Genomic DNA, 23,342 nt, shown 5'->3' with positions numbered 1-23,342 from the left:
GAACCGCTGCTCCCCTCGCATGCAGGGATGGAGAGCCGAGGTCGCGACCACGCTCGCCCACATGGGCCTATGTTCCTGGCGTGAGCGGGGTGGTCGGGGGGCCCGGCGGGTGCCGGGCCCCGGCTTTTGTTGGTTCAGGTTGGGATGCCGATCTCGTGGGTGAGGGTTCGGCCGAGGGTTTCCAGGGTGGTCAGGCCCAGGAGGAGGGTGGAGCTGATGGCGGTGGCGGGCCATCCCCACCATCGGCGGGGTGCTCGGTGGCGGCCCCGGGGGAGGTCGGGTTCTGGTTCGGCCTGTGCGGCGTCGGCTGCCCTTTGGGCCTCTTGGGCCTTCTGTTCGCGTTGTTGGCGGGCCACTTTGACCCAGTGCGGGAGGGGTCCGTGTTGAAGCATGTAGGCCACGCGGGGGTTGTCGCTCATCTGGCGCAGCAGGCGTTCCTGCCGGGCCTGGGGGGTCTCGTCCCAAGGCGACTCCGACGCCGGAGGTGGGACGGCCCGGGGAGAGGTGGTCCGGGGCGACTCTGATGCCGGGGTCGGGACGGTCCGGGGAGGGGTGGCCCGAGGTGGGGTGGGCCTGGGCTGGTGGGTGCTGGTGGTTGGGCGGTGGAAGCGGTGGCCTCGGGGTGAGGTCAGCACCGATCGCACCTGTGCGCTGAGCTGGTGGCCGGTCATCGGGCACCTCCGCCGCGGGAGTCGCCAGCGCAGGTCAGTGCGGGGTGGGTGAACTCGGCCCAGATGACGGTGCCCAACCCTGCGCAGAAGGGGAAGTCCAGCACCGGGCGGGTTCCCCATCGGGTGGCGAGGTGGTCGAGCAGCAGCAGCCCCCGGCCGCGTTCAGCCCGCTCCCACTCTTGCCTGGTGCGCCTGCGCGGAACCTTCGGGGACGAGTCTGTGGTGTCGGTGCGGGTGCCGTCGTCGATGATCGAGATCCGGACCGTTCCCGGGCGGGGCGTGTCCAGGGTCCGGACCACACACCCTTCGGGGTCCTGTCCGGAACGGGAGTGGTCGCAGGCGTTGGCGAACATCTCGCTAGCGCACAACACCATGTCCTCACAGGCCTCGGCTCCGATACCGGTCAGGCCGGTCAGCCCGTTGAGGTCTGCGGCCAGGTCCGAGCGGACCTGGCGGGTCTGGGACAGCTGTCCGGGGTAGAGGCGGCACTCCCACCGAGGCCCGCTGTCGAGTGGGGTGATCGTGTGGTTGAGGGCAGGGGTGTGCGGCACAATAGCCATGTCGGCAATCTCTTCTCTGCAAGGTGTGGTTGTTGTCGGCCTGCTCTGGGGGTGTTGCTGCACCCGCCAGAGCTTTTTCATGGGACCCCACAGGCTGTGGGGCCCTCTCTCACTACCTGGGCGTACTCCACAGGGCATGTTGGGGTCCGTGGACCCACACGGTCTGGAGTCCCTTCTCCAGGTCGACGGTCAGACCGAAGTCCGCCACGGCTGGCCGATCCCAGCGTTGCCACACGTCCCAGGCCCCGGCCGCCTCGTCGACCAGACGCCTACCGCCGCCCTGTTCCACGCGACCGTCCGCGTGCAGCCGGGCCCACCCGGGGTCGGCGGAGGTCGAGGTCACCCACACGTAGGGGTCCGTGCCCCCTTCCTCCATGCCCATCCCGAAGGCCCAGTGGGGCATCAGGAGTGACAACAGCAGTGCCTCCTCGCCGTCGAGCCACGGAACGCGGGGGTCGCCCTGGACCCGTTCGGTGCTCTGGGCCTCGACCCCCTGATGCGGGGGCGGCGTCCCTCCTGGGTCTCGCTGACCGCGCGCCCACATGAAGGCCAGCCCTCCTTCGAACCGCCCCTCGGCCGTGGTGGCGGTGGTGTCCAGGACGGCGAGGGCACCGTTCGGGGCCCCGGGGGAGGGCGCCCACGGCGTGACGATCCGCCCCCTTCCCCGCATCCGGTGCAGCCAGACGGACGGCACCCGCGACACGGAGCAGGTGGCGATCACCCGGTCGTACCCGAGGAGGTCCCCGGCCGCCTCCTCGCCGTCACCGGTGAGCACGGTCGGGTGAACCCCGTGGGTGAAGAGCGCGGAGCGGGCGGTCTCGGCCACGGTCGCGTCGATCTCGACGGTGGTGACCTGGCTGGATCCCAACATCTGGCAGAGGAGGGCGGCGTTGTACCCGGTGCCGGTGCCCACCTCCAGGACCCGGTGGGTGGGGGCGAGGTCGGCGGCGGCAAGCATTCGCGCCATCACGGTGGGGGCGGAGGAGGACGAGGAGGGCATGAGCCTGCCGCCCTCGTGGCCGTCGTCGAGCTGGGTGGTGAGCGCCTGGTCCGTGTACACCGCGCGCGTCCACGCCTCGGGGTCCGAGGTGCGGTCATAGCGGGTGAAGCCCGGACCCCACATGACGTCGGTGAGGAACCGGTGTCGGGGGACGGCCGCGAACAACCGGCGGATGTGGTCGGGGGTGCCGTTCGGGAGTCGGGCGGCGAGGGCCGAAGGGGTGTACTTCATGGTGTCGTTCTGCCCCATCAGATCTTTCCCGTCCCCTTGCAGGGCTGGCAGGGGACCCAGCGCCCCATGCTCTTGCCCGGGGTCTGGCCGTCGTTCGTGACCATCGTGCCGCCCTGCCCGTTGCAGGCGCCGCACATCGCGGCGGTGGACGGCTGAGGCGTGGACTGAGGGGGTCGGCTGGGGCTGCGGGGGGTCGTCGGGCGGGTGGGGGCGATGGTCGACACGGGTGGTCTCCTTCTTCTCGGGGGTGTGGGCCACCGGTTCGGGTGACCCTGGTCCGGGCTGCGTGGTGTGCGGCGGGGACTCCGCAGAACAGGGCGTGGACCGACTAGGTGCCGGGCGGTCGCTCGGGCGGGTTGGTTCCCAGGTGGCGGTGGGCGAGCAACCGCAGCAGTTCGGTGCGGTTGGGCGCGGTGATGCGTTCGTAGGGGTCGCCGTCGCCGGTCCAGCCGAGGGGGCGGCGGGCCACGTAGATCTCGTGCGGGGGTGCGCCTTCCACGGTCATCGCCCAGTGCCGGTACAGGAGCGCGCACAACACGTGTTCGGGAACCGGCAGCGACTCCGGGTGAGGGTTGTTCGGCTTCGGGAGGGTGCCCGCCACGGGCCGGTTGCCGGGAACCCGCGTGGGTGCGGGGTGATCGTGGATGGCCTGGTCGATCAGCTGCATCGCCACCTCCGCGTCGCTCTCCTCGCGAGCGATGCGCAGGGCTTCCAGGACCAGGGGGACGCGGTTGCGCAGGGTGTGGTTGTGCCACACGTCCACCTGCGCGGGGGTGAGGTGGGTGGGGGTGGTCAGGGCGTCCTCCGCCACGGCCAGCAGATCCCTGGTGCCAACGTCCAACATCACTGCTCTCCCTCGATCAGGGTCCACGGGTTGGTGGTCAGGTCGCAGGGAGGGAGGAACCAGTCCCGCTGGTGGCCCTGTTCGAGGGAGAACACGCTCACGGGTTCACCGCCAGTCGCCGAAGCCCGGCCAGGACGGCCCCCAGCACCTCCACAGGGACGGCGTCGACCGGCCTCCTGGGCGAGGGGATGAGCGGGCTACGCGGGCGAGAAGTGGTGCGGCGGGGGTTGGCGGCGAAGGCACGCACACGCGCGGCCTGCCTGGGACGACGGCGATGGAACGCCTCGGACGCGAGAAGGCAGATGCATGCCAGCGCGGAGAGATTCAGGGATCGGGGCGCCATAGGCGCACACCTCCGGTACGAGATGCCGCTGGATGAGGGCGGCTCGAATGAATGCACTCCTATGATGAACTTCGGAATCTAATATTTGCAAGAGGATCACAGGAATCCGATCACAGGATTCCGAAAGATGCCCGTTTGAGAAGATCCCCATACGATCGGCAACATGACCCCCAGGGAGGCCCCATGAGCAGGAGAATCAGCCCCACGGTGCGTAGGCGACGTCTGTCTGCCGTGCTTCGCCAGCTCCGGCACGAGAAGGGGTCGACGCTGGAGACCGTCACCGCAGACTTGGAGTGGTCGCGCGGCAGGCTGGCTCACATGGAGGGGAACAAGTGGGTCAGGCCTGATCTGGGCAACATCAGACAGCTGTTGGACTACTACGAAGTCGAGGACCCGGCCACGCGGAAGGCCACCATCGACCTCGCGCGACAGTCCCGCGAGCGTGGTTGGTGGACCAAATTCAAGGACGTGTTCGGTACCGACTCCTTGGTTGGCTTCGAGGAGGAGGCTTCTGTCATCTCCACCTGGCAGCCCGTCGTCATCCCGGGCCTGCTCCAGACAGAGGGCTACGCAGAAGCCTCCGTGCGTGCCAGCCTGGCCCGCCCGTCTAACGAAGTCGCTCGCCAGGTTGAAGCACGCATGGCCCGGCAAGACGTCCTTGAAGGTGAACAGCCTCCGACTGTGTGGGCTGTGATCGATGAATCCGCTCTGCGCCGGATGCCTACGGAGGACGGTGTCGCTGCGGGGCAGATCAAGCATCTGATTGACGCAGCGGAGAACCCTGATAACGGAGTCACTATCCAGGTACTTCCGTTCACTGCCGGGCTCCATCCCGGAGTGTCAGGACCGTTCGTCGTCTTGGATTTCCCCGACGAGATGGACGCACCGATCGTCTACCTCGAATCGAGGACAGAGGGGCTGTTCCTAGAGGAGACGGAGGAGGTCGGTGAGTACCGGCACGTGTTCGATCATCTCCAGGTCACAGCCCAGTCACACACGGAGTCGATCCGCACCATGAAGAAGATCCACGACGCTCTGTAGAAAGCAGCCGACATGCATTCATCCACTCAGCTCAACTTCCGCAAGTCGAGCTTCTCCAGCACCAACCGCGACTGCGTCGAGGTCGCTGACTTCCAGGGAGGCTCTGCGGTGCGAGACACCCAGAATCGCGATGCCGGGCACCTCGCCTTCGCGTCCCAGGAGTGGGTCGCTCTACTCAGCACTGCGCGCACCAACCGGTAGCCCGTACAAAGGATGAGGGCCCTGACCGTGATGGTCGGGGCCCTCTGCATTCATCCAATCCAGATTCTACCCCGCACTCCTGCGGGCGGGAAGCAGGCTCCTCTGTCCACAGCTGGACAGGAGTTCGGGACATTCTTCTCTGCACACAGGGCGTTGAAGCGGGCAGGACTGTGCATGAGTCAGTCAGTGCCCTCACTCCCAGCGGAGGCCCCCAAGATGCACCCTCACATCGACGAACTCACCTTCCTCAAGTCCAGCTACAGCGCCAACAGTGCCAACTGCGTCGAGGTCGCCCGCTTCCGCAAGTCCTCCTACAGCGGGGGCCGCACCGACAACTGCGTGGAGGTCGCTGACCTCCCCAGCGGCGCCGCTGTCCGCGACACCCAGAACAGGGACCTCGGGGCGCTGTCCTTCCCGTCCTCGGAGTGGTCGGCCTTGCTCTCCACCACCCGCGCTGGATGACGAGCGGATGTTCCGTGTCTCAGAGATGATCACCCGATAGGAAGAGCCGATGTACTCGTTCCCGGCTGAGGCCCCCTGGCGCACTTCGTCCTACACGCAGCAGCAGAACTGCGTTGAGGTCGCTGACGCGCCAGGCTTGTCTGCCGTCCGAGACACCAAGAATCGCCAGCAGGGTCACCTGGCGTTCGCCTCCCCGGAGTGGCGCGCCTTTGTTGCGGGAGTTCGACAGAGCTGACCTCAGGCAGAACGTAGGCCCCCAGGTGAAACCAGGGGGCCTACGTGTACTCGTTCCAAGACCACTTCACCCCGGAGTGGCGGGCGGCCATTGTCCACAGCTGGACAGTGTCTCGGGACGTTTTCCTCTGAGCACGGGTGTGGAAGCGGGCAGGACTGTGTATGAGTGAGTCACTGCCCACCCCCAGCGGAGGTTCCCAAGATGCACCCTCACATCGACGAACTCGCCTTCCACAAATCCAGCTACAGCGACCGTAACAACTGTGTGGAAGTCGCCCGCTTCCGCAAGTCCTCCTACAGCGGGGCCCGCACCGAAAACTGTGTCGAGGTCGCTGACCTGCCCACCGGTGCCGCCGTCCGAGACACTCAGAACAGGGAACTCGGTGCGCTGGCCTTCCCCTCCCTCGAATGGTCCGCGCTCCTCCGCGTCGCTCAGTAGCCCGAACGCGAACGCCCCCGACCATGGTGGCCGGGGTCTTCCTCACGCCCGAGCACTCAAAAACCCCTCCAGTTCCTCCCGGGTGGGCGAGGTGGCGGGGCCGGGCCGGGTCACAGCCAGGGCGGCCCCCGCGTTGGCCCGGCGGGCGGCCTCCCACGGCGAACTACCCGAGGCAAAGGCCGCTGTGAACACACCTACGTGCGCGTCGCCCGCGCCGTTGGTGTCCACGGCCTCCACGGTGAACCCCGGGACCCGGACGGGCTCAGCATCCCTCGTGGCGACCAGACAACCCTCGGCGGAGTCGCGCAGCACCACCACCCCGTCGGGTGCCACACGTTTCACCAGCATCGCGGCGGCGGCGTGCAGATCAGCAGTCCCGGTAACGGTGACCGCCTCGGCAGCACTCAGGCTGAGCACGTCCGTCCGTGCCAGAACCGTCGCGAGAGTCCCGGTGGGAACATCACCCACCACCGGCGCCGGGTCCAACACCAGCCTCACCCCCTGCGGAAGCTCACCGATCCAGGTGACCAGCTCGTCGGCGCGCTGCCCGGGCAACAGCGAGTACCCCACCGTGTAGACGAAGTCGCCCTCCGCGGGGCGCAGGGCGCGCAGGTCCGCCAAGGGCAGATCCGTCTCGGCACCCAGGTGCGTGACGAAGGTGCGTTCCGCCGAGGAGTCCACCAGTGCCACGCAGAAACCGGTGTCGCGGGGCCTGGGCGGGTGCGCGCACACCACCCCCGCGTCGCGCAGCGCGGCCCGGACCAGGTCACCATGGGGACCCTTCCCGTGGGCACCCCCGTAGACCACATCCATCCCGGCGCGCGTGGCGGCGGCGATCACGTTGAACCCGCCCCCGGGTACCGTGCGGGCGCTGCTGGCGAAGGTGTCACCACCCGGCTCGGGCAGGTGTTCGACGGTCATGACGACGTCGATGATCACCGGTCCCACATGGTGCAGGCGAACGGACATTCCTGGGTCCCTCCATCGTTCTGTTGTCGAGACTTTGCCCTGATCATCCCCGTTATGTCAGTGCCCTGGAGGACACTCGGGAGGGAGCCACGACGGGAGGCAGCATGATCACCACCGACTATGTGGTCGGTTCGCCCTGCTGGGTCGAGCTGACCACCGCCGACGTGGACCGGGCGGTCGACTTCTACGGCCGGGTGTTCGGTTGGACCGCGGAGTCGGCCGGCCCGGACACCGGCGGCTACATGTTGATCAGGCACGAGGGTGCCCTGATCGGCGGACTCGGCCCGAAGATGTCCGACGACCAGGCCGTCACCTGGTCCCTCTACTTCAACACCCCCGACCTCGACATGACCTTCCAGCGCGCCCGGGAACTGGGCGCCACGCCCTACGTGGAGCCCATGGACGTCATGGGCCTGGGCCGGATGGCCGTCGTCGGCGACCCACAGGGCGGGTCGGTATGCCTCTGGGAAGCCGGAACCCTGCCCGGCATGGAGCGGACCGACGAGCCGAACACCTTCATGTGGGCCGAGCTGTGGACGCCCTCCGCTGAGGGCGCCAGGGAGTTCTACAGCGGCCTGTTCGGGTGGGAGTTCGACGCCTTCGACCTCGGCGACGCGGGCGTGTACTCGATCACCCGACCGGCGGGCCTGGGCGACGACCGGAGCTTCGGCGGAATCATGGGGGTCGACGCCGACAACCTGACCGCCACCAGGGGCGCGGCCGACTGGCATCCCGTCTTCCACGCCGCCGACTGCGACGCGGCCGTCGCGGAGGTCACGGCGGCGGGCGGACACGTCTACATGGGTCCGGACTCCACCGCGGGCGTGGGACGGCTGGCGGCGGTCGCCGACCCGTTCGGCGCCGGGTTCGTGCTGCTCAGCCCGGACCCCGGGTAGGACCGACGGGCCCCGCCCGCCAGGCGGAGCGGGGCCCGGCTGCTACTGGCGCGAGACGGCGGAGGCGCCGCCGCGCAGCACGAACTTCTGGATCTTGCCGGTGGCGGTCTTGGGCAGCTGCTCCACGAACTCCACCTGGGTGGGCGCCTTGAAGTGCGCGAGATGCTCACGCGCGAAGGCCATGATCTCCTCTTCCGTGGCCGAGGCACCCTCGCGCAGCACCACGGAGGCACGGGGAGTCTCGCCCCAGCGATCGTGCGGCACCCCCACGATCGCCACCTCCAGCACCGCCGGGTGCCGGAGCAGCACGCCCTCCACCTCGACGGACGAGATGTTCTCGCCACCGGAGATGATCACGTCCTTGATCCGGTCCTGGATCTCCACGTAGCCGTCCGGGTGGGTGACGGCGGCGTCACCGGTGCGGAACCAGCCGTCGCCCATGGCCTGTTCGGTGGCCTCGGGATCGTTGTAGTAGCCCTTCATCACGACGTTGCCGCGCACGGTGATCTGGCCGACGGTCGTCCCGTCCCAGGGCACCTCGTCGCCGTTCCCGTCGACCACGCGCAGCTCACCCGAGGTGATCAGCTCGACCCCCTGGCGGGCCTTGACCGCAGCGCGTTCGCGCACGTCCAGGTCGCGGTGCTCGGGACGTGGTTCACAGACCGTGATGAAGGGCGTGGTCTCCGTCAGGCCGTACACGTGTGTGACGGTCCAGCCGAAGTCCTCCTCCAGGCGTTCGATGGTCTCGGCGGCGGGCGAGGCCCCGGCCGTGACCACGTGCACCCCCGGCGCGACGGCGCCGCGCACGGCCTCGGGGGTGTTGGAGAGCATGATCAACACCGTGGGCGCCGCGCACAGCCAGGTCACCTCCTCGGTGCGGATGAGTTCGAACACCCGCGCCGGGTCCATGGCGGGCAGGCACACGTGGGTGCCCCCGGCGGCCGTGACCGTCCACGTGTAGGTCCAACCGTTGGCGTGGAACATCGGCAGTGTCCACAGGTACTTCTCGCCGAGCCCGATCCGCAGGTGCAGCAGGGTGCCCACCGAGTTCATGTACGCGTTGCGGTGGGTGATCATCACACCCTTGGGGCGCGCGGTCGTGCCGGAGGTGTAGTTGATCGTGAGCAGGTCGGTCTCCGCGATCTCCGGGCGCGCGAAGTCGGGAGAGGCCGCCGCCACCAGGGCCTCGTAGTCCTCCCACCCATCGCGGGCGCCCTCCAGGGCGACGAAGCGCTCCACCCCGGGCATGCGGTCCCGCACGCCCTCGACCGCTTCGAGCTGGTCGGAGTGCACGCACAGCACCTTGGCGCCGGAGTGGTTGACGATGTAGACGAAGTCCTCGGCGGTCAGGCGGAAGTTGACCGGGACCAGGACCGCGCCCAGCTGCGGGACCGCGTAGAACGACTCCAGCTGCGCGTGTGTGTTGGGTGCGATGTAGGCGACCCGGTCGCCCTTGGCCACGCCCATGTCCTGGAGCGCGGACGACCAGCGGTCGCAGCGGTCGAAGAACTGCTCGTAGGTGAGCCGGAGGTCCCGGTCGACCAGCGCCTCGCGGTGCGGGTGCAGTCTGCGGGTCCGGCGGGCGAACTCCAGGGGGGTCAGGGTGAGTTCCATCGTGCCCTCTCTGTGTGGTGCTGCCTGGTGTCGGCGACCGGCTGGGTGCGGCCGGGGCGGGTCGGGAGGTCGAACAGTGCGGCGGCGTTGTCGTGCAGGACCCCGCGTAGCCAGTCCTCCCCCAGGTCCAGTTCGACCAGGCTCCGGATCTGGTCGAGATAGGGGTAAGGGATGTTCGGGAAGTCGGTACCCAGCAGCACGCGGTGCCCGAACTCCCGGAGGCGGGGCAGTTCCTCCCGTGGGAAGGGCGACTGCCGCTCCGTGAACGGCGTGAACGTCATGGTGGTGTCCAGGTGGACGCCCTCGTACCCCTCGACCAGGTCCAGGAACGCCGAGTACTCGGGTGCGCCCGCGTGGGCGACCACGGCGGTCAGCGCCGGGTGCTGGCGCAGGACCTCCGCGAAGGGGCCGGGGCCGGTGAAGTTCCCGGGGGTCGGTCCGGAGCCGCAGTGGACGACCACGGGGGTCCCGGAGTCCGCGAGGGCGCCCCAGACGCCGGAGAGCAGGGGGTCGCGCGGGTCGTAGGCGCCGACCTGGAGGTGGGCCTTGAAGACACGGGCACCGGAACCGATCGCGTCGGCCACGTAGTCGGCCGCCTCGGGCTCGGCGAAGAAGGTGGCGCTGCGCAGGGAGTCGGGATGCCGGTCGGCGAAGTCGGCCGCCCAGTCGTTGAGCCAGGCGGCCATGGCCGGTCGGTGGGGGTAGGAGAGCGCGGTGAAGCCCAGGACGCCGAACCCGCGCAGGAGGGCGACCCGTTCGTCCTCGGCCACCCGGTAATGGGGGTTGAGGGGCCAGACCCCCTCGCCGAGGGCGTCGAAGTAGGCCTGGACCTTGCGCAGGACGTTGTCGGGCATGAAGTGCGTGTGCACGTCCACGAGGCCGGGGAGCCCGAGCCCGCCCCAGATCCGGCGGATCGCGGTCTCCTCGTCACCCTCGGGGGCAAGTGAGATTCCAGTCACATGCGCCAGCCTACGGCCGATCCGAACCGCGCTCGGGGCTGGGGCGGGCCCACTGGTCAGTGACGGCCCCGGGCTGGTTCAGAGGGTCAGCAGGAGGACCCCGGCCACGACCACGGTGGAGGCGACGATCCGGATCGGACCCACGCGTTCCTTGAAGAACACCAGGCCGATCAGCGCCGCGAAGACGATGCTGGTCTCCCGCAGGGCGGCGATCCCGGCGACGGCTCCCGACAGCTGCGCCCACAGGACCAGCCCGTAGGCGCCCGCGCTGACCGCGCCGCCGAACAGGCCGACCTTCCAGATGGGCCTCAGTTGCTCGACCAGGTTCCTCCGCCGGGTGCCCAGGGCCACGAGGAAGAACACGGGCCCCTGGAGCATCATGATCCACGTGATGTACCCGAGCGGATCCTGGGTCAGGCGCACACCGTAGGCGTCCACCACGGTGTAGGAGGCGATCGCCAGCCCGGTCGCGAAGGCTGCCAGGAGCGCGGGCACGTGGTGCCGCTGCGGCAGCCCGCCCGCGAACACCAGGATCATGAGCCCGGCGGAGATGACCAGGACCCCGACCAGCTCCTGGGGCGGCAGGCTCTCGCCGAGCAGGAGGACTCCGATGAGGGCCACCACCCAGGGCGCGGTGCCGCGAGCCAGAGGGTAGACCTGCCCGAAGTCGCCGGTCCGGTAGGAGAGCATCAGCAGGGTCAGGTAGAGCAGGTGCGTGCCCAGGGACGCCAGCAGGAGCGGCCAGGCCTCGGGCGGCGGCATCCCGACCACGAACAGCAGCGGGAGGGTCGCGAACATCCCGCCGAGTCCGATCAGCGCGAAGCCGAGCAGGCGGTCGGTGATCGCGTGCGCGATCGCGTTCCACGCCGCGTGGAGGAGTGCCGCCACCAGCACCGCGACGACGATAGGTGTGGTCATTGGATGTCTCGCAGAGGGGAAGGGGAACCCCGCAAGGCTAGCCTCCGCCCTCCGTGCGTCCCGGTGGCGGCCCCGGCCCGGCCGCTCCGGTCAGGCGGGAACGCCCTGTGGGGGCTACGCGCGACCGGAGGGCCGCAGGCTCACGAGGGGCGCTGCGCCTGGGCGTTGGTGGGGGAGATGTGGCTGTTGCGCAGGTGCTCGTAGACGATCGAGGCGCGCACGTCGGCCACCTCCGGACGTTCGGTCAGCTTGTCCACCACGAAGGCGTACAGGCTGTTGTTGTCCGGCAGGGCCACGTGCACCAGGAAGTCCTCGTTCCCCGAGGTGACGAAGACCGACAGGGTGTCCGGCAGAGCGCGGACCCAGTCGCGGAAGGCCTCGATGTTGTGGCGCGAGGGCTTCACGACGCTCACGGTGATGAGCGCCTGCACGGGGCGTCCGATGAGTTCGAGGTCCACGTCCAGGAGTGAGCCGCGAATCACACCCCTTTCTCGCAGCGCGCGGGTCCGATCCAGCGTCGTGGTGGGCGATGCGCCGACCGCCGCGGCCACGTCCCGGTTGGTTTTTCGTGCGTCTGACTGGAGTTCGGCCAGGATCGCCGTATCTAGTTCGTCAAGATGAGCCATGACCAGAGTTTACCCGTACTTAATACGGGTTGTTGTGTTCGACTCCGAAGCATGCGTAACATCTGAGCGAAAAGGTCGTATTTGGCTCGCCAGGAAGTGACCCTTCCTGGAGGCAGTGTCGCCCGCCGGTCGGCCCAGCACAGGTGCAACGTCGCACCACCGCAACACAAAGGGACGTCCGTCACCGTGAGACCTTCCTCTGTCCTGGCCGTCGCCGACCGACCGTCGGCACGCCCGGAACCGCGGGGCCGTGTCCTGGCCCTGCTCGCCATCGTCTGCGCGGCGCTCAACCTGCGCCTCGTGGTCACCTCCCTGTCTCCCCTGCTGACCACCGTCGGCGAGGAGTTCGGGTTCACCGCCACCGTCGTGGGTGTCTTCGGCACCCTGCCGCTGGTGGCCTTCGCCTTGTTCGGTCTGGTCACCCCGGCCGTCATGCGCCGCCTGGGCCCCGAGGCCACGGCCGCGCTCAGCATGCTCCTCGCCGCTGTGGGCCAGGTGACGCGCGCCTTCGCGCCCGACACCGGAACCCTGCTGGTGCTCACGGGGATCGCGCTCACCGGAGCCGCCCTGGGCAACGTCGTGCTGCCGCCGCTGATCAAGCAGTACTTCCCGGACCGGCTCGCCGCCCTCAGCACCGTGCAGATGGTCTCCATCCACCTCGGTGCCCTCTTCCCGCCCCTGGTCGCGATCCCCCTGGCCGAGGTCGCCGGGTGGCGGGTGGCCCTGGGCGTCTGGTCCTTCCTGGCCCTGGCCGCCGCGATCCTGTGGACCGTCCAGTGGCGGCGGCCCGGTAGCGCGCCGCGCGCCGTCGTACCCTCCGGAGGGCCGGCCCTGGCCCGCCCGATCTGGCGGGTGGGGATGGCCTGGCGGATGGCGCTGCTGTTCGGCATGGTCACCTGGAACGTCTTCACGCTGTTCACCTGGCTGCCCGCGCTGCTCGACGACGCCGGGCACAGCCCCGCCCTGGCCGGGAGCCTGGTCTCCCTGATGGTCGGTACCAGCCTGATGTTCGGCCTGGTCGCGCCGATCGTCACCCTGCGCGCCGCCAACACCTTCCCGATCGTCGCCCTCGGTCTGGTCGGCTACGGCGTGGGCTACCTCGGTGTGGCCGTGGCCCCCGGGTACGCCGCGCTGTGGGTGCTCTTCCTCGGCATGGGCACCAGCCTGTTCGTGGTCGTCATGACCATGATCAACGCCCGCAGTTCCACACCGCAGGGCGCCGCGGCCCTGTCCGGGTTCGTGCAGGGGGCGGGCAGCGGTATCGCCCTGGGCGGCCCGTTGTTGTTCGGCCTGTTCAGCGAGCTGACCGGCGGGTGGACCCTCTCCTACACAGTGATCGCTGGCGGATCGCTGGTCGTGGGCCTGGTGGTCGCCTACGTGGAACGCACCCCGTGGACGATCGAGGCGGCCGCCCAGCGGAGGCGCCCGGACCGGTCATCCGACCTCTCGGATGTCCGTTCCTGAAGGGGCGGCCGAAAGTGGCCAATTCGTCGGATATGCGACTGATGTGTCCTCTCAAGCTCGCAATGCCCACAACAGGCGCATAATGTCTGTTTGAGCAATCCACCCCCCGAAAGACCCTCTTCGTGATCCCCGCCGTTCCCTCCTGACGCCCGAGACCCGCACGCACACCGTGACGGGGGCGCCCCGGGCAACGCTCGGAGCCGGGCCGCGGGGCACCCCGGGATCCACCGGGTATCACGACGGGGCCGGACACCATGACGATCGAACAGCGGCATCCCTCCCCGCCCCCGGACACGGTGTCCCCACCGGGCACCGGGACCGCGCCGCCGGGGGGCGGATCGGCCCCGCTCCTTCGCAACCGGGACTTCCAGGCACTGTGGTCCAGCCGCTTCCTCGCCGGGCTGGGCAAGGAGAGCGGCGAGGTCGCCTACCCCATGCTCATGCTGGCGCTGGCCGGATCGGCAGCCGAGGCCGGGTTCGTCGGCGCGGCCCAGGTGGCCACCACCATGGTCGCGGCCGTGGTCGGCGGCTCCCTCGCGGACCGCGTCAACCGCCGCGCCGTGCTGCTGGTGTGCGACCTGGGCCGCCTGCTGCTCCTGGTCGCCTTCGCCGGAACCCTGTTCGGGGGGCACGCCACGGTGCCGGTGGTGGTCGCCGTGGCCGTGATGTCCTCGGCGCTCATGGGTGTCTCCAACCCGGTCGCCATGGCCGCGATCAAACAGCTCGTCCCGCCCGCGCAGATGGCCGACGCCGCCGCGCAGAACCAGATCCGCTTCTTCGCCACGACGGCTCTGGGCGCGCCCGTCGCCGGGTTCCTCTTCGGCCTGGGACGGGCCTACCCCTTCCTGGCGGAGGCGGTCCTCTACCTGGTGTCGGGGGCGCTGATCCTGCGGATCCGGCGCCCGATGCAGGCCCGCCACGACAGGGTCGAGCGGATGAGCCTGCGCGGGGCGGTTCGGGGCTTCGCGCTGCTGGCCGGGCACCCGATCCTGCGGCCGATGCTCGGGTGGATCGTCTGCTTCAATCTCGCCTTCACGCAGACGGGTGCGTTCCTGGCACTGATCGCCACGGCCGATGACAGGGGCGCCTCCCACCTCGTGGTCGGGCTGACCGTCTCCCTCGCGGGCACCGGTGGGCTGGTCGGCGCGGTGGCCGCCGGGGTGGTCGTTCGCCAGGTGCGGCCCAGCGCGATCTTCCTCTTCACCGCCTGGTCAGCCCCGGTGTGCGCGCTCGCCCTCCTGGTCGCTCCGGGTGTGCTGTCGCTCGGGTTGATCGTGGGGTTCGTTTTTGCCGCGGTGCCCTGTGTGAACGCGCTGTTCTACAGCTACGTCGCCACCTCGGTCCCCGACCGCTACCAGGGGCGGGCGCTGGGCGCGGTGACGTTCATGGCGCTGCTGTCCCAGCCGATCGGGATCGTCGCGGTCGGGCTGCTCTTCGACCTCGCGGGGCCGACCCTCGTGTTCCTGATGATGGCGGTGGTGTCGGCCCTGGCCGCCCTCCTGACACTCGGGCCCACCATGCGCGACCTGCCCCGGCCGGAGGAGATCGCGCGGAGGTGAGTTCTGCCTCGGCTGCGCTCGCGGGGGTGGGCCCGGCCTCGGTACTGCTTGCGGAGGTGGGTTCTGCCTCGGCTGCGCTCGTGGAGGTGAGTCCTGCCCCGGTCGGCTTGTGGGGAGGGTTCTGCCTGGTACTTGCTCGTGGAGGTGAGCTCCGCCCTGGGGCAGCGCCCGCGGATGCGGGTCCCGCCCGGTACTTGCCCGCGTGGTGGGTCCGGCCTCGGTACGGCTCGTGGTGGTGGGTCCTGCCCTGGCGCTGCCCGTGGAGGTGTCCTCACTCGGCAGCGCTCGCGTCCGTGGGAGGCGGCTGGGCAGGGGAGGCCGCAGAGCACGGGGACCCGATCCCGCGACCTGCCATGGCCCCCTCGGCGTGCCCGGACACGACGCGGCCCCCGCCGGAGAGACGGGGGCCGCGTCCGGGCTGCGGACGCCGCACGGAGGCGCCGCCCGCTCCGGTCAGCCGGTGACCGGCATCGCCATCACCGGGTCGGATGTGGGCTGCTCGGAACCGCCCTCCGGCTCGACGGTCACCGCCACGCCCTCGGTACCCTCGTCCGGCGCCGCCAGGACCGGCAGCACGAACCCGGCCTCGTCCACGGAGAGCACGCCCGCCGAGTACACGCTGCCGTCGTCGCGGGTCAGCCAGAGCTGGTAGTCCTCGTCGTGCAGGTCGTCCAGCCCGTGCGCGCTGAACACCAGGTTGCCCAGGCCCTCGGAGTGCACCACCGTGACGCTCACGCCCTCCATGGGCTCGGCGCTGGTGGAGACCGCGTCCGGCGCGGAGATCACCGCCGCGATCCGCTGTTCGTTGGTGCGGAGCTCGTCCACCTGGCGGCCCTGGTCGAGCACCACGGCGCCCAGCGCGATGATCGCGGCCACGCACGCCGCCAGCGCCAGACCCAGCATCCACGGCCAGGCGCGACGCACGCGCGGCTCGGGCAGACGTTCGGGGGCCGGGGCGAGCTGCCGGGTCCGGGCCACCTCCTCCAGCACCCGTGCCCTGAGTTCGGCGGGCGGGGCCTGCGCTGTCGCGGCGGCCAGCCTCGCCGAGGTCTCCTTGAAGCCCCGCACCTCCTGGACACAGGAGTCGCAGTCGGCCAGGTGGTCCTCGAACCGGACGCTCTCGTTCGGGGAGAGGGCGTTGAGCGCGTAGGCGCCCGTCAGTGTGTGCGTGTCCTGCCCCATCGTCCCTCTCACCAGTCCACCCCCAGACAGTCCCTGAGCCTTATCAGCCCGTCGCGCATACGCGTCTTGATGGTGCCCAGGGGCGACGACAGCAGGTTGGCCACCTCACGGTAGGAGTAACCGCCGTAGAAGGCCAGCCGTACCGACTGTTCCTGGAGCTCGGTCAGCGTGTCCAGACATCGGCGCACGCGTTCTCGTTCGAGCCGGTTGGTGGCCTCCTCGGCCACCTCGTCATAGGGCCTCTGGGTGTCGGCCGCCGCGGCCCGGGCCTCCCGGTCGGTGCTGGCCTGCTCGGACCGCACCCGGTCCACGGCCCTGCGGTGGGCGAGGGTCATCACCCAGGCCTGAGGGCTGCCCCGCCGGGCGTCGTAGCGGCAGGCGCTGCGCCACACCTCCACGAGCACCTCCTGCGTGACCTCCTCCGACTGGGCGGGGTCGCGCAGGATGCGGCGCACCAGCCCGTACACGGCGGGGCTGATCAGGTCGTAGACCCGGCCGAAGGCGTGTTCGTCACCGCGCGCCACGAGGCGCAGCAGCTCCTCCAACCCGGGCGGGTCGGTGTCGTGGACCGCGTCGTGCGGTGCGGCGGCTGCCCTGTCCATCCGGACCCTTCTCGTCTCGGTGATGTGGTGCTTCGTTCACTTCGTGACCGGGCTTCGGGGCGGAGCCCGGTCAGGTTCCCGGTGGGGGACCCGGACGGTCCGGCCTCAACGCGCGGACCGCCCGGGTGTCCCTCCCGGCGAAGCCTCTCATTAGGAGGGCATCAGCACCGTGTCAACGATGTAGACGGTCGCGTTGGAGGTCTGCACGTTGCCGCAGACCACGCTCGAGTCGCCGTTGACGGTGTAGTCCTCGCCGGAGCCCTCGGTGGTGACGTCGTCGCCCTGGAGCGAGGTGAAGGTGCCGTTCTCAAGGGCCTCGGGGGCCTGCTCGCCCTCGACCACGTGGTAGGTCAGCACCTCGGTGAGCTGCTCCTGGTCCTCCAGCAGGGCGTTGAGGTCCTCCTCGGGGATCTTGTCGAAGGCGTCGTTGGTGGGCGCGAACACGGTGATGTCCTCGGCCGAGTTGAGCGTGTCGACGAGGTCGGCCTCGCCCACGGCCGTGACCAGGGTGGACAGCAGCGGGTTGTTGGACGCCGCCGTGGCGACCGGGTCCTGGGCCATGCCCTCGAAGCTGCCGTCACCGTCCTCGGGCACCTCGGCGCAGCCCGGACCGAAGTTCTCACCCGCGGTCTGGGTGCCCTCGTCCATGTTCTCCTCGGTGCCGGTGCCCTCGGTCTCCTCCGCACCGCCGGCGTCCGTGTTCTCGCTGCCGGAGTCGTCCATGCCGCCACAGGCGGACAGGCCGAAGGCCAGCGCGGCGGCCGCGGCGGTGGCGGCGAGCTTGTTCCTGCGGGCGGTGGCGGTGATGCGGTTCATCGTGAATCTCCTTTGTTGCTGACTGCGTTCTCGGGTCTGTGTGTCGGCCGTGTGCGGAGGGTCCGGTGCGCGGCGGTGCGCGCTCGGAGCCGTCTCCTCAGGTGGCCGTGAAACGGATGCGGTGCCAGCCCGTGGCGCCGTCGGGGATCGGGTCCACCCGTTCGGACGGCTGGGTGAACCCGGTGGCGTCGGTGGCCCTGACCTCCACCGCGTGGTTGCCGGGGTCGACGGTGGTCTCGGTGACCCACTGGACCCAGGTGTCGATCCCGGGGACCTCGGCGAGCTCGGCCTCCCACCAGTCGCCGTCGTCCACCCGAACCTCCACCCCCGCGACTCCCCTGTGCTGGGCCCAGGCGACCCCGGCCAGGACCACCTCGCCGGACTCGACCCGCCCCAGAGGGGAGGGCACGTCGATCCGGGACATGGTCTTGATCGGTGCCCTCACGCCCCAGTCGCGCTGGGCCCAGTAGGCCTGCTCGTCGGCGAAGCGGGTGAGCTTGATGTCGGTGACCCACTTGGTGGCGCTGACGAACCCGTACAGGCCGGGGACCACCATGCGGGCGGGGTAGCCGTGCTCGTGGGGGAGCGGTTCCCCGCCCATGCCCACGGCCAGCAGGGCGTCGCGGCCGTCCATGACCACCTCGGTGGGGGTGCCGCAGGTCCAGCCGTCACTGGAGGTGCTGAGGATCTGGTCCGCGCCCGACTGCACTCCGGCCTCCCGCAGCAGCTCCGCCAGGGGGAAGCCGAGCCAGCGGGTGTTGCCGACCAGGTCCCCGCCGACCTGGTTGGACACGCACGCCAGGGTGATGTCCGCTTCGACCAGGTCGCGGGAGAGCAGTTCGTCCATGTCGATCTCGAAGGGGCGGTCCACCATGCCGTGCACGCGCAGCGTCCACCGGGCGGGGTCCGGCCTCGGGACCGTCAGGGCGGTGTCGATCCGGTAGAAGTCCGTGTTGGGGGTGGTGAAGGGGGCCAGCCCCGGGACGCCGAGGTCGACGCCGGACGGAAGGGCGGGCAGCGGGGAAGCGGGGGCGGGCAGGGCCAGCCGGGTTCCGGAGCCCGCGCCGCCCAGGAGGGACGGCAGCGAGCGTCCGAGGGCGCCAGCGGTCCCGGAGGCGGCCAGAACCCCGGCGGCGGTGAGGACGAAGCCCCTCCGGCCGGGACCCGCGTCCGGGCCCGTCTGGGGGACGCCGTCGGCGTCACCCTTCGCGCGCGGCCCCTGCTCCTGCCCGGTGTCCTCTTCGGAACCGGCCTCGTCGGCGCGGTCCGTGTCGGTCTCGCTCTGCGGCCCGGCGTCCGGTCCCGGCCCCTGTGTGCGGGACGGAGCCGGGCCCAGGCTCCTCAACAGCAGGGCGAGGGCCACGGTGCCCGCGACCCCGCCGACGACCACGGCCGTGGCCGCCCCCAGGTCGTCGGCGCGGCGCAGGACCACGGCGGTCAGCCCCACCGCCGTGAACAGCCCCAGTCCCACGTATCCCGCCACGGGGCGGCGCGAAGCCACGACACCCAGTGCCGCCCCGGACAGGATCAGCACGAGCAGCACTCCGATGACCAGCACGGCCTTGTCGGCCGTGCCGAAGAGCGCGATCGCCCATGACATGAGGAACTGGGGGCTGTTGTCGACGAGCGCGTCGCCGACGGTCACCACCGGGGACGTCACGCGGAGGAGCCCGGCGGCGAGTTCGCCGAAGCCGAGCGCCGCCCCGACGACGAGCAGGCCGAGGCCCGCTCCGACGCCCCAACGTCGTCCGTCGCGTGGCGGGTGCTGTTCCCCGCGTGTCCCGGTAGTCACGTGGGGCATTCGGGGCCGGGGGTGAACCGGATTGGTGGACGGGGAGGTTTTCCGAGATTTCTCCCCCGGGCCCCCGGCGTGCCCCTCCGCTCAACCCCGGGGCGGCTGCCGTCCGGCGCGCGCCGCGTCCCGTCGTCCGGCGCCCCGGCCCCGGGTCAGGACGGCATGAGGAGCATGTCCACCACGTGCACGGTGGCGTTGGCGGTTCGCACGTCCGCGCAGTCCACGGTGGCGTAGCCGTCCACGGTGTACCCACCCCTCGATCCGGAGACGCGCACCTGGCCCCCGTTGAGGGAGTCGAACACGCCCCCGTCCAGTTCCGCGCTGTCGACCTCGCCCGCGACCACGTGGTAGCCGAGCAGGTACGCCAGCCTGTCGGAGTCCCCCAGGAGGTCGTCCATCTCCCCGTCCGGGTACATGTCGAAGGCGTCGTTGACGGGGGCGAACACGGTCACGCCCTCGGCGGTGTCCAGCTCCTCGCTGAGCCCGGCCCGTTCCACGGCGTCGGCCAGGTTGCCGAGCACCGGACTGTCGGCGATGGCGGTGGCGAACGGCTGGTCGGCCATCGCGTCGAGACTGCCCCCACCCTCCGAGGGGAAGTCAGAGCACCCGGGGCCGAAGGGACCGTCCGCGCTCCCGTCCCCGGCCGCGCCCTCCCGACCGGTCTCCCGCCCCGACTCCTCGGTGCCCTCGCCATCGGTGTCCCCGCTCCCGGAACCACAGGCTCCGAGGGCGAGGGCGAGAGCCACGACCGTCGTGGCCGCGGCCAGCGTGGATCTGCGCATGCGTCTCTCCTTCGGGTGATGCCCCTCAGTCACCGGGATACGACGCTACGTGTCGGTGGCTGGCTCCGCGGCGCCCGACTCACTGCACCCGCGCACGAAGCCGGTGCCGTGGAGCGGCAGCCCCCGCGCCATAACCGAAGAAACCCCCATAGGGGTCACCCCTGGCCAGGGAGGTTGACCGTGCTCCTACGGGGACGCAGTGGTCGGTTCGACCCCGCGAGTGCAGGAGGATGTTGCCCGTACGTCTCCTCAACGATCGGAGTTCCCCCACATGGCGCGGAAGACGCCCCTCACCGTGGTCGCGCTCATGGTCTCTGGCAGCCTCCTGCTCAGCGGCTGTACCCCCGTGTCCGACTGGTGGTCAGAGACCTTCGGCGACGCGTCGGGCCCGCCGGAGGTGAGGGAGGAGTTCCCCTACGTCCGAGAGGGCCGGATCTTCCAGGACACCGGACAGGACGCCGAGATGCGTTTCTCGATCACCGGCCTGGAGCGCACCGACGACTACACCGTCATGCACTACGAGGTCACCTACCTGGACGACTTCGCCGGGCCCAACCGGAACCTGAGCATGGCGCACACGCTGGTCGACCCCCTGACCGGCCGCGTGTACCGGCAGTTCCTCGACGAGGGGGGACTCAAGTACGGCTCCGAGAGCCCGAACGAGGACGGCCTGTACCCCGTGCACGACGGGGTCACCAACGAGTACACCCGGTACTTCCCCCGCATCCCCGACGAGGTCTCCCAGGTGACCTTCGTCGGCAGCGGTCTGGGCGCGATGACCGGCATCACCATCCAGGACGTGGACGAGGAGAGGGCGGACCCCGAGAACCCCAACGGTCCGGACCACCTCAGCCTCGACGACCCGCCCGGACGCGGTGAGAACCTGACCTTCGCCAACCGGCGTCCCGACGACGACGCGGTGGCGGACGAGGGTTGGGTGCAGAGCTTCGTGGACTCCGAGATCGCCTCCACCACCCGTGACGGCGACCGGGAGATCATTTCCCTCCACTCGGACGTGATGTTCGAGTTCGACCGCTCGGACCTGACCGAGACCGCCGCCGACGTCGTGCGGCGGGCCGCGACCACGCTGGCCAACAACGTGGACCCCGACGACCCCACCATCACGGTCATCGGCCACACCGACGGCATCGGTGACGACTCCTACAACGACAACCTGTCCGTGGAGCGCGCCGAGACCGTGCGCGACCTCCTCGCGGAGGAGCTCGGCACCGACTACAAGCTGGAGGTCGAGGGCCGGGGCAAGCGCGAGCCCGTCGCCCGCGAGGGCGGTCCCGACGACGAGGAGGCCCGCGCCCGCAACCGCCGCGTCGAGTTCTCGTACGTCTTCAACCCCACCGTCGAGGCCACCGAGGACGAGGAGTACGACGACGACGGCCTGGGCGTGGCCCAGCGCAACGTCACCTGGCCCGCGCCGTACAGCGACGACCCGGGCTCCGTGGTCGCCGAGGGGGAGAAGGACGGCATCCGCCTGGAGCTCTACCCGCTCCGCCGCGACGGCGCCTACGTCATCGGGACCGTGGCGATGACCAACACCACCGACCAGCCGCTCACCCCCGAGCTCGGGGGTTCCGAGACGGTCGCGGGTGGCCCCGAGCAGTTCAACAAGGGCACCCTCGGCGGCTTCCAGCTCTTCGAGCCGGACAACGGACTGGTCCGCTACGTGGCCCAGATGGACTTCGGCGACGGCCGCTACAGCAGCTTCGCCGAGGAGGTCCACATGATCCAGCCCGGCAACACCCACGAGCTGGTCGCGGTCTTCCCCGCTCCCCCCGTGGACGTGACGGAACTGACCCTGCGCGCCGGTCCGTTCGGCGAGTTCGAGGAGATCCCGGTCGACTACTGACCCGGGATCCACGAGGGGCCGCCGACGCACTGTCGGCGGCCCCTCGTCGTGTTCGCGCCCCGTGCGGGGTCAGACGGCGAGGAGCCTCCTGATGTGCTCGCTCTCCGCCTCGGAGAGGCTCACCGAGGCGGCCGCCATGTTCTCCTCCAGGTGCTCGACCCGGGAGGTGCCCGGGATCGGCAGCATCACCGGCGACCGGCGCAGCAGCCAGGCCAGGGCGAGCTGGGCCGGGGTCACGCCGCGCTCGGCCGCCATGGGGGCCAGCGGGGAGTCCGGACGCGCCAGTTCCCCGCGCGCGATCGGCGCCCAGGGCAGGAACGCGATCCCCTCCTGCTCGCACCGCTCCAGCACGTCCTCGGACCTGCGCTGGCCGGGGTTGTACTCGTTCTGCACCGAGGCGATGGGTGTGGTCCTGCGGGCGGTCCGGAGCTGCTCCCTCGTCACACCGGTCAGCCCGATGTGGTGGATCTTGCCCTCCTCACGCAGTTCCACGAGCGCGCCCAGCTGCTCGGACAGCGGCACCTCGGGGTCGATCCAGTGGAGCTGGAGCAGGCCGATGCGCTCCAGGCCCAGGTTGCGCAGGCTCGCCTCCACCTGGCGCTTGAGGTGCGAGGGCGTCCCGTTGGCCTCCCACTGCCCGGGGCCCGAGTGCACCATGCCCACCTTGGTGGTCACGAGGAGGTCCTCGGGGTACGGGTGCAGGGCCTCGCGGATCAGCCGTTCGTTGACCTCGGGGCCGTAGGAGTCGGCGGTGTCGATGAGGGTGACGCCCAGCTCGACCGCGCGTCGCAGTACGGCCAGCGCCTCGTCGCGGTCCCGGGGCTCTCCCCAGGACCCGGGGCCCGTGAGTTGCATCGCGCCGAATCCGAGGCGGTGCACGGGGAGGTTCCCGCCGATGGCGAAGGTGCCGGACAGGCGGGCGAGATCCGGTGTGGTGTGTACGTCGGTCACGAGGGTTCCTTCCGGGCGGCGCGGGGCCGCGTGACAGGGCGGAGGGGGGATCGGGGCCACGACGTGCGAGACCAGGCTCGCTGCGGTGTTGCGGGAAGAATCCCAGCAGGTGGCGGCGGTGGCAAGGAACCCGTGAGCGCGTCGGGGAGGTCATGCGGATTCCGGTTGGCCGCGGGGGTGGGTACGTCCGGGGACGGTGCTTTTGCCCGTCCGGCCCCCTCGGCCGCCCCGCGCGGAGGGGCGTCGGTGGAGGGCCGGAGAACGCGAGAGGGGCCCCCCACCAACCTCGGCGGCCCCACCGTGGCTCGGTCAGTTGAGG

General features: G+C 70.3%; 25 protein-coding genes. 9 read left to right on the top strand and 16 right to left on the bottom strand.

What is annotated here, in order from left to right; genetic code table 11:
- Window positions 1-134: 134 nt before the first annotated feature.
- From KBX21_RS23430 to KBX21_RS23410, 5 genes are all read right to left on the bottom strand, one after another.
- A complete protein-coding gene (locus tag KBX21_RS23430; RefSeq protein ID WP_210843754.1) occupies window positions 135-419 on the bottom strand; it encodes a hypothetical protein in 285 nt (94 codons plus the stop codon).
- A 248-nt stretch (window positions 420-667) separates the two neighbouring features.
- The gene (locus KBX21_RS23425) at window positions 668-1,231 is read right to left on the bottom strand and encodes an ATP-binding protein (protein WP_210843751.1); all 564 of its coding nucleotides are present in this window, start codon (window positions 1,229-1,231) and stop codon (window positions 668-670) included.
- A 112-nt stretch (window positions 1,232-1,343) separates the two neighbouring features.
- The gene (locus KBX21_RS23420) at window positions 1,344-2,480 is read right to left on the bottom strand and encodes a methyltransferase domain-containing protein (RefSeq protein ID WP_247666226.1); all 1,137 of its coding nucleotides are present in this window, start codon (window positions 2,478-2,480) and stop codon (window positions 1,344-1,346) included.
- Entirely contained in the window at window positions 2,480-2,686 is a 207-nt protein-coding gene (locus KBX21_RS23415; RefSeq protein ID WP_210843780.1) for a hypothetical protein, read from the bottom strand. Before KBX21_RS23415 ends, KBX21_RS23420 begins: the two co-directional genes overlap by 1 nt.
- Window positions 2,687-2,790: 104 nt before the next feature.
- Entirely contained in the window at window positions 2,791-3,306 is a 516-nt protein-coding gene (locus KBX21_RS23410; RefSeq protein ID WP_210843750.1) for a hypothetical protein, read from the bottom strand.
- A gap of 526 nt (window positions 3,307-3,832) precedes the next feature.
- On the opposite strand from KBX21_RS23410, the gene KBX21_RS23405 reads away from it, so the two are divergent.
- The 5 genes from KBX21_RS23405 (at window position 3,833) to KBX21_RS23385 (ending at window position 6,026) form a co-directional block, all read left to right on the top strand.
- On the top strand, window positions 3,833-4,690 hold the full coding sequence (locus KBX21_RS23405; RefSeq protein ID WP_082206603.1) for a helix-turn-helix transcriptional regulator: 858 nt from the start codon (window positions 3,833-3,835) through the stop codon (window positions 4,688-4,690).
- A gap of 12 nt (window positions 4,691-4,702) precedes the next feature.
- Window positions 4,703-4,891 carry a DUF397 domain-containing protein gene (locus KBX21_RS23400; RefSeq protein ID WP_082206601.1) on the top strand — a complete coding sequence of 63 codons (189 nt, stop codon included), beginning with the start codon at window positions 4,703-4,705 and terminating at the stop codon, window positions 4,889-4,891.
- Window positions 4,892-5,107: 216 nt separating this feature from the next.
- On the top strand, window positions 5,108-5,353 hold the full coding sequence (locus tag KBX21_RS23395; RefSeq protein ID WP_049576504.1) for a DUF397 domain-containing protein: 246 nt from the start codon (window positions 5,108-5,110) through the stop codon (window positions 5,351-5,353).
- 49 nt (window positions 5,354-5,402) lie between these two features.
- On the top strand, window positions 5,403-5,588 hold the full coding sequence (locus tag KBX21_RS23390) for a DUF397 domain-containing protein (RefSeq protein WP_082206598.1): 186 nt from the start codon (window positions 5,403-5,405) through the stop codon (window positions 5,586-5,588).
- Window positions 5,589-5,789: 201 nt separating this feature from the next.
- Window positions 5,790-6,026, top strand: a complete 237-nt coding sequence (locus tag KBX21_RS23385; RefSeq protein ID WP_049576499.1) for a DUF397 domain-containing protein — start codon at window positions 5,790-5,792, stop codon at window positions 6,024-6,026.
- 42 nt (window positions 6,027-6,068) lie between these two features.
- On the opposite strand, the gene KBX21_RS23380 is transcribed toward KBX21_RS23385, so the two are convergent.
- A complete protein-coding gene (locus KBX21_RS23380; protein WP_049576495.1) occupies window positions 6,069-6,995 on the bottom strand; it encodes a PfkB family carbohydrate kinase in 927 nt (308 codons plus the stop codon).
- A gap of 104 nt (window positions 6,996-7,099) precedes the next feature.
- Here KBX21_RS23380 and KBX21_RS23375 point away from each other — a divergent pair, with 104 nt between their 5' ends.
- Window positions 7,100-7,891, top strand: a complete 792-nt coding sequence (locus KBX21_RS23375) for a VOC family protein (protein WP_049576492.1) — start codon at window positions 7,100-7,102, stop codon at window positions 7,889-7,891.
- A 42-nt stretch (window positions 7,892-7,933) separates the two neighbouring features.
- Here the strand turns inward: KBX21_RS23375 and KBX21_RS23370 are convergent, their stop codons facing one another.
- The 4 genes from KBX21_RS23370 to KBX21_RS23355 form a co-directional block, all read right to left on the bottom strand.
- A complete protein-coding gene (locus KBX21_RS23370; RefSeq protein ID WP_210843747.1) occupies window positions 7,934-9,505 on the bottom strand; it encodes a long-chain-fatty-acid--CoA ligase in 1,572 nt (523 codons plus the stop codon).
- Window positions 9,490-10,464, bottom strand: coding sequence for an amidohydrolase family protein (locus KBX21_RS23365; protein ID WP_210843745.1), 975 nt, complete (start codon window positions 10,462-10,464; stop codon window positions 9,490-9,492). The genes KBX21_RS23370 and KBX21_RS23365 overlap by 16 nt, the downstream gene beginning before the upstream one ends.
- Before the next feature lie 78 nt (window positions 10,465-10,542).
- Window positions 10,543-11,382 (bottom strand): EamA family transporter, encoded by an 840-nt coding sequence (locus tag KBX21_RS23360; protein WP_210843743.1) that lies wholly within the window; start codon window positions 11,380-11,382, stop codon window positions 10,543-10,545.
- A 140-nt stretch (window positions 11,383-11,522) separates the two neighbouring features.
- Complete coding sequence (locus KBX21_RS23355) at window positions 11,523-12,008, bottom strand: Lrp/AsnC family transcriptional regulator (RefSeq protein ID WP_082206596.1); 486 nt, start codon at window positions 12,006-12,008, stop codon at window positions 11,523-11,525.
- Between the two features lie 186 nt (window positions 12,009-12,194).
- Between KBX21_RS23355 and KBX21_RS23350 the strand changes: the two genes are divergently transcribed.
- The gene (locus KBX21_RS23350; RefSeq protein ID WP_210843741.1) at window positions 12,195-13,472 is read left to right on the top strand and encodes a CynX/NimT family MFS transporter; all 1,278 of its coding nucleotides are present in this window, start codon (window positions 12,195-12,197) and stop codon (window positions 13,470-13,472) included.
- Between the two features lie 254 nt (window positions 13,473-13,726).
- Entirely contained in the window at window positions 13,727-15,031 is a 1,305-nt protein-coding gene (locus KBX21_RS23345) for an MFS transporter (protein ID WP_210843739.1), read from the top strand.
- Window positions 15,032-15,484: 453 nt separating this feature from the next.
- Here the strand turns inward: KBX21_RS23345 and KBX21_RS23340 are convergent, their stop codons facing one another.
- From KBX21_RS23340 to KBX21_RS23320, 5 genes are all read right to left on the bottom strand, one after another.
- The gene (locus tag KBX21_RS23340; RefSeq protein ID WP_049576472.1) at window positions 15,485-16,213 is read right to left on the bottom strand and encodes an anti-sigma factor domain-containing protein; all 729 of its coding nucleotides are present in this window, start codon (window positions 16,211-16,213) and stop codon (window positions 15,485-15,487) included.
- Window positions 16,214-16,221: 8 nt separating this feature from the next.
- Window positions 16,222-16,815 (bottom strand): sigma-70 family RNA polymerase sigma factor, encoded by a 594-nt coding sequence (locus KBX21_RS23335; RefSeq protein WP_049576469.1) that lies wholly within the window; start codon window positions 16,813-16,815, stop codon window positions 16,222-16,224.
- 150 nt (window positions 16,816-16,965) lie between these two features.
- The gene (locus KBX21_RS23330) at window positions 16,966-17,631 is read right to left on the bottom strand and encodes a fasciclin domain-containing protein (RefSeq protein WP_049576466.1); all 666 of its coding nucleotides are present in this window, start codon (window positions 17,629-17,631) and stop codon (window positions 16,966-16,968) included.
- Window positions 17,632-17,728: 97 nt separating this feature from the next.
- Entirely contained in the window at window positions 17,729-19,432 is a 1,704-nt protein-coding gene (locus tag KBX21_RS23325) for a molybdopterin-dependent oxidoreductase (protein WP_210843737.1), read from the bottom strand.
- A gap of 146 nt (window positions 19,433-19,578) precedes the next feature.
- Window positions 19,579-20,208 carry a fasciclin domain-containing protein gene (locus KBX21_RS23320; RefSeq protein ID WP_210843735.1) on the bottom strand — a complete coding sequence of 210 codons (630 nt, stop codon included), beginning with the start codon at window positions 20,206-20,208 and terminating at the stop codon, window positions 19,579-19,581.
- 271 nt (window positions 20,209-20,479) lie between these two features.
- Here KBX21_RS23320 and KBX21_RS23315 point away from each other — a divergent pair, with 271 nt between their 5' ends.
- Window positions 20,480-22,072, top strand: a complete 1,593-nt coding sequence (locus KBX21_RS23315) for an OmpA family protein (protein ID WP_049576457.1) — start codon at window positions 20,480-20,482, stop codon at window positions 22,070-22,072.
- A gap of 69 nt (window positions 22,073-22,141) precedes the next feature.
- Here KBX21_RS23315 and KBX21_RS23310 read toward each other — a convergent pair whose 3' ends face one another.
- A complete protein-coding gene (locus KBX21_RS23310) occupies window positions 22,142-23,023 on the bottom strand; it encodes an aldo/keto reductase (RefSeq protein ID WP_210843733.1) in 882 nt (293 codons plus the stop codon).
- Window positions 23,024-23,342 lie beyond the last annotated feature (319 nt).

Origin of the sequence: Nocardiopsis sp. B62 (assembly GCF_018070675.1) — a bacterium.
GTDB classification, from domain to species: Bacteria; Actinomycetota; Actinomycetes; order Streptosporangiales; family Streptosporangiaceae; genus Nocardiopsis; species Nocardiopsis prasina.
This window is presented reverse-complemented; position numbering and strand designations above follow the sequence as displayed.

What these genes read in the sequence shown, in the direction of transcription:
- KBX21_RS23430 (WP_210843754.1), bottom strand. Translation starts at nt 419, where the DNA reads ATGAGCGACAACCCCCGCGTGGCCTACATGCTTCAACACGGACCCCTC.
- KBX21_RS23425 (WP_210843751.1), bottom strand. Translation starts at nt 1,231, where the DNA reads ATGGCTATTGTGCCGCACACCCCTGCCCTCAACCACACGATCACCCCA.
- KBX21_RS23420 (WP_247666226.1), bottom strand. Translation starts at nt 2,480, where the DNA reads ATGGGGCAGAACGACACCATGAAGTACACCCCTTCGGCCCTCGCCGCC.
- KBX21_RS23410 (WP_210843750.1), bottom strand. Translation starts at nt 3,306, where the DNA reads ATGTTGGACGTTGGCACCAGGGATCTGCTGGCCGTGGCGGAGGACGCC.
- KBX21_RS23405 (WP_082206603.1), top strand. Translation starts at nt 3,833, where the DNA reads ATGAGCAGGAGAATCAGCCCCACGGTGCGTAGGCGACGTCTGTCTGCC.
- KBX21_RS23400 (WP_082206601.1), top strand. Translation starts at nt 4,703, where the DNA reads ATGCATTCATCCACTCAGCTCAACTTCCGCAAGTCGAGCTTCTCCAGC.
- KBX21_RS23395 (WP_049576504.1), top strand. Translation starts at nt 5,108, where the DNA reads ATGCACCCTCACATCGACGAACTCACCTTCCTCAAGTCCAGCTACAGC.
- KBX21_RS23390 (WP_082206598.1), top strand. Translation starts at nt 5,403, where the DNA reads ATGTACTCGTTCCCGGCTGAGGCCCCCTGGCGCACTTCGTCCTACACG.
- KBX21_RS23385 (WP_049576499.1), top strand. Translation starts at nt 5,790, where the DNA reads ATGCACCCTCACATCGACGAACTCGCCTTCCACAAATCCAGCTACAGC.
- KBX21_RS23380 (WP_049576495.1), bottom strand. Translation starts at nt 6,995, where the DNA reads ATGTCCGTTCGCCTGCACCATGTGGGACCGGTGATCATCGACGTCGTC.
- KBX21_RS23375 (WP_049576492.1), top strand. Translation starts at nt 7,100, where the DNA reads ATGATCACCACCGACTATGTGGTCGGTTCGCCCTGCTGGGTCGAGCTG.
- KBX21_RS23370 (WP_210843747.1), bottom strand. Translation starts at nt 9,505, where the DNA reads ATGGAACTCACCCTGACCCCCCTGGAGTTCGCCCGCCGGACCCGCAGA.
- KBX21_RS23360 (WP_210843743.1), bottom strand. Translation starts at nt 11,382, where the DNA reads ATGACCACACCTATCGTCGTCGCGGTGCTGGTGGCGGCACTCCTCCAC.
- KBX21_RS23355 (WP_082206596.1), bottom strand. Translation starts at nt 12,008, where the DNA reads ATGGCTCATCTTGACGAACTAGATACGGCGATCCTGGCCGAACTCCAG.
- KBX21_RS23345 (WP_210843739.1), top strand. Translation starts at nt 13,727, where the DNA reads ATGACGATCGAACAGCGGCATCCCTCCCCGCCCCCGGACACGGTGTCC.
- KBX21_RS23340 (WP_049576472.1), bottom strand. Translation starts at nt 16,213, where the DNA reads ATGGGGCAGGACACGCACACACTGACGGGCGCCTACGCGCTCAACGCC.
- KBX21_RS23335 (WP_049576469.1), bottom strand. Translation starts at nt 16,815, where the DNA reads ATGGACAGGGCAGCCGCCGCACCGCACGACGCGGTCCACGACACCGAC.
- KBX21_RS23330 (WP_049576466.1), bottom strand. Translation starts at nt 17,631, where the DNA reads ATGAACCGCATCACCGCCACCGCCCGCAGGAACAAGCTCGCCGCCACC.
- KBX21_RS23325 (WP_210843737.1), bottom strand. Translation starts at nt 19,432, where the DNA reads ATGCCCCACGTGACTACCGGGACACGCGGGGAACAGCACCCGCCACGC.
- KBX21_RS23320 (WP_210843735.1), bottom strand. Translation starts at nt 20,208, where the DNA reads ATGCGCAGATCCACGCTGGCCGCGGCCACGACGGTCGTGGCTCTCGCC.
- KBX21_RS23315 (WP_049576457.1), top strand. Translation starts at nt 20,480, where the DNA reads ATGGCGCGGAAGACGCCCCTCACCGTGGTCGCGCTCATGGTCTCTGGC.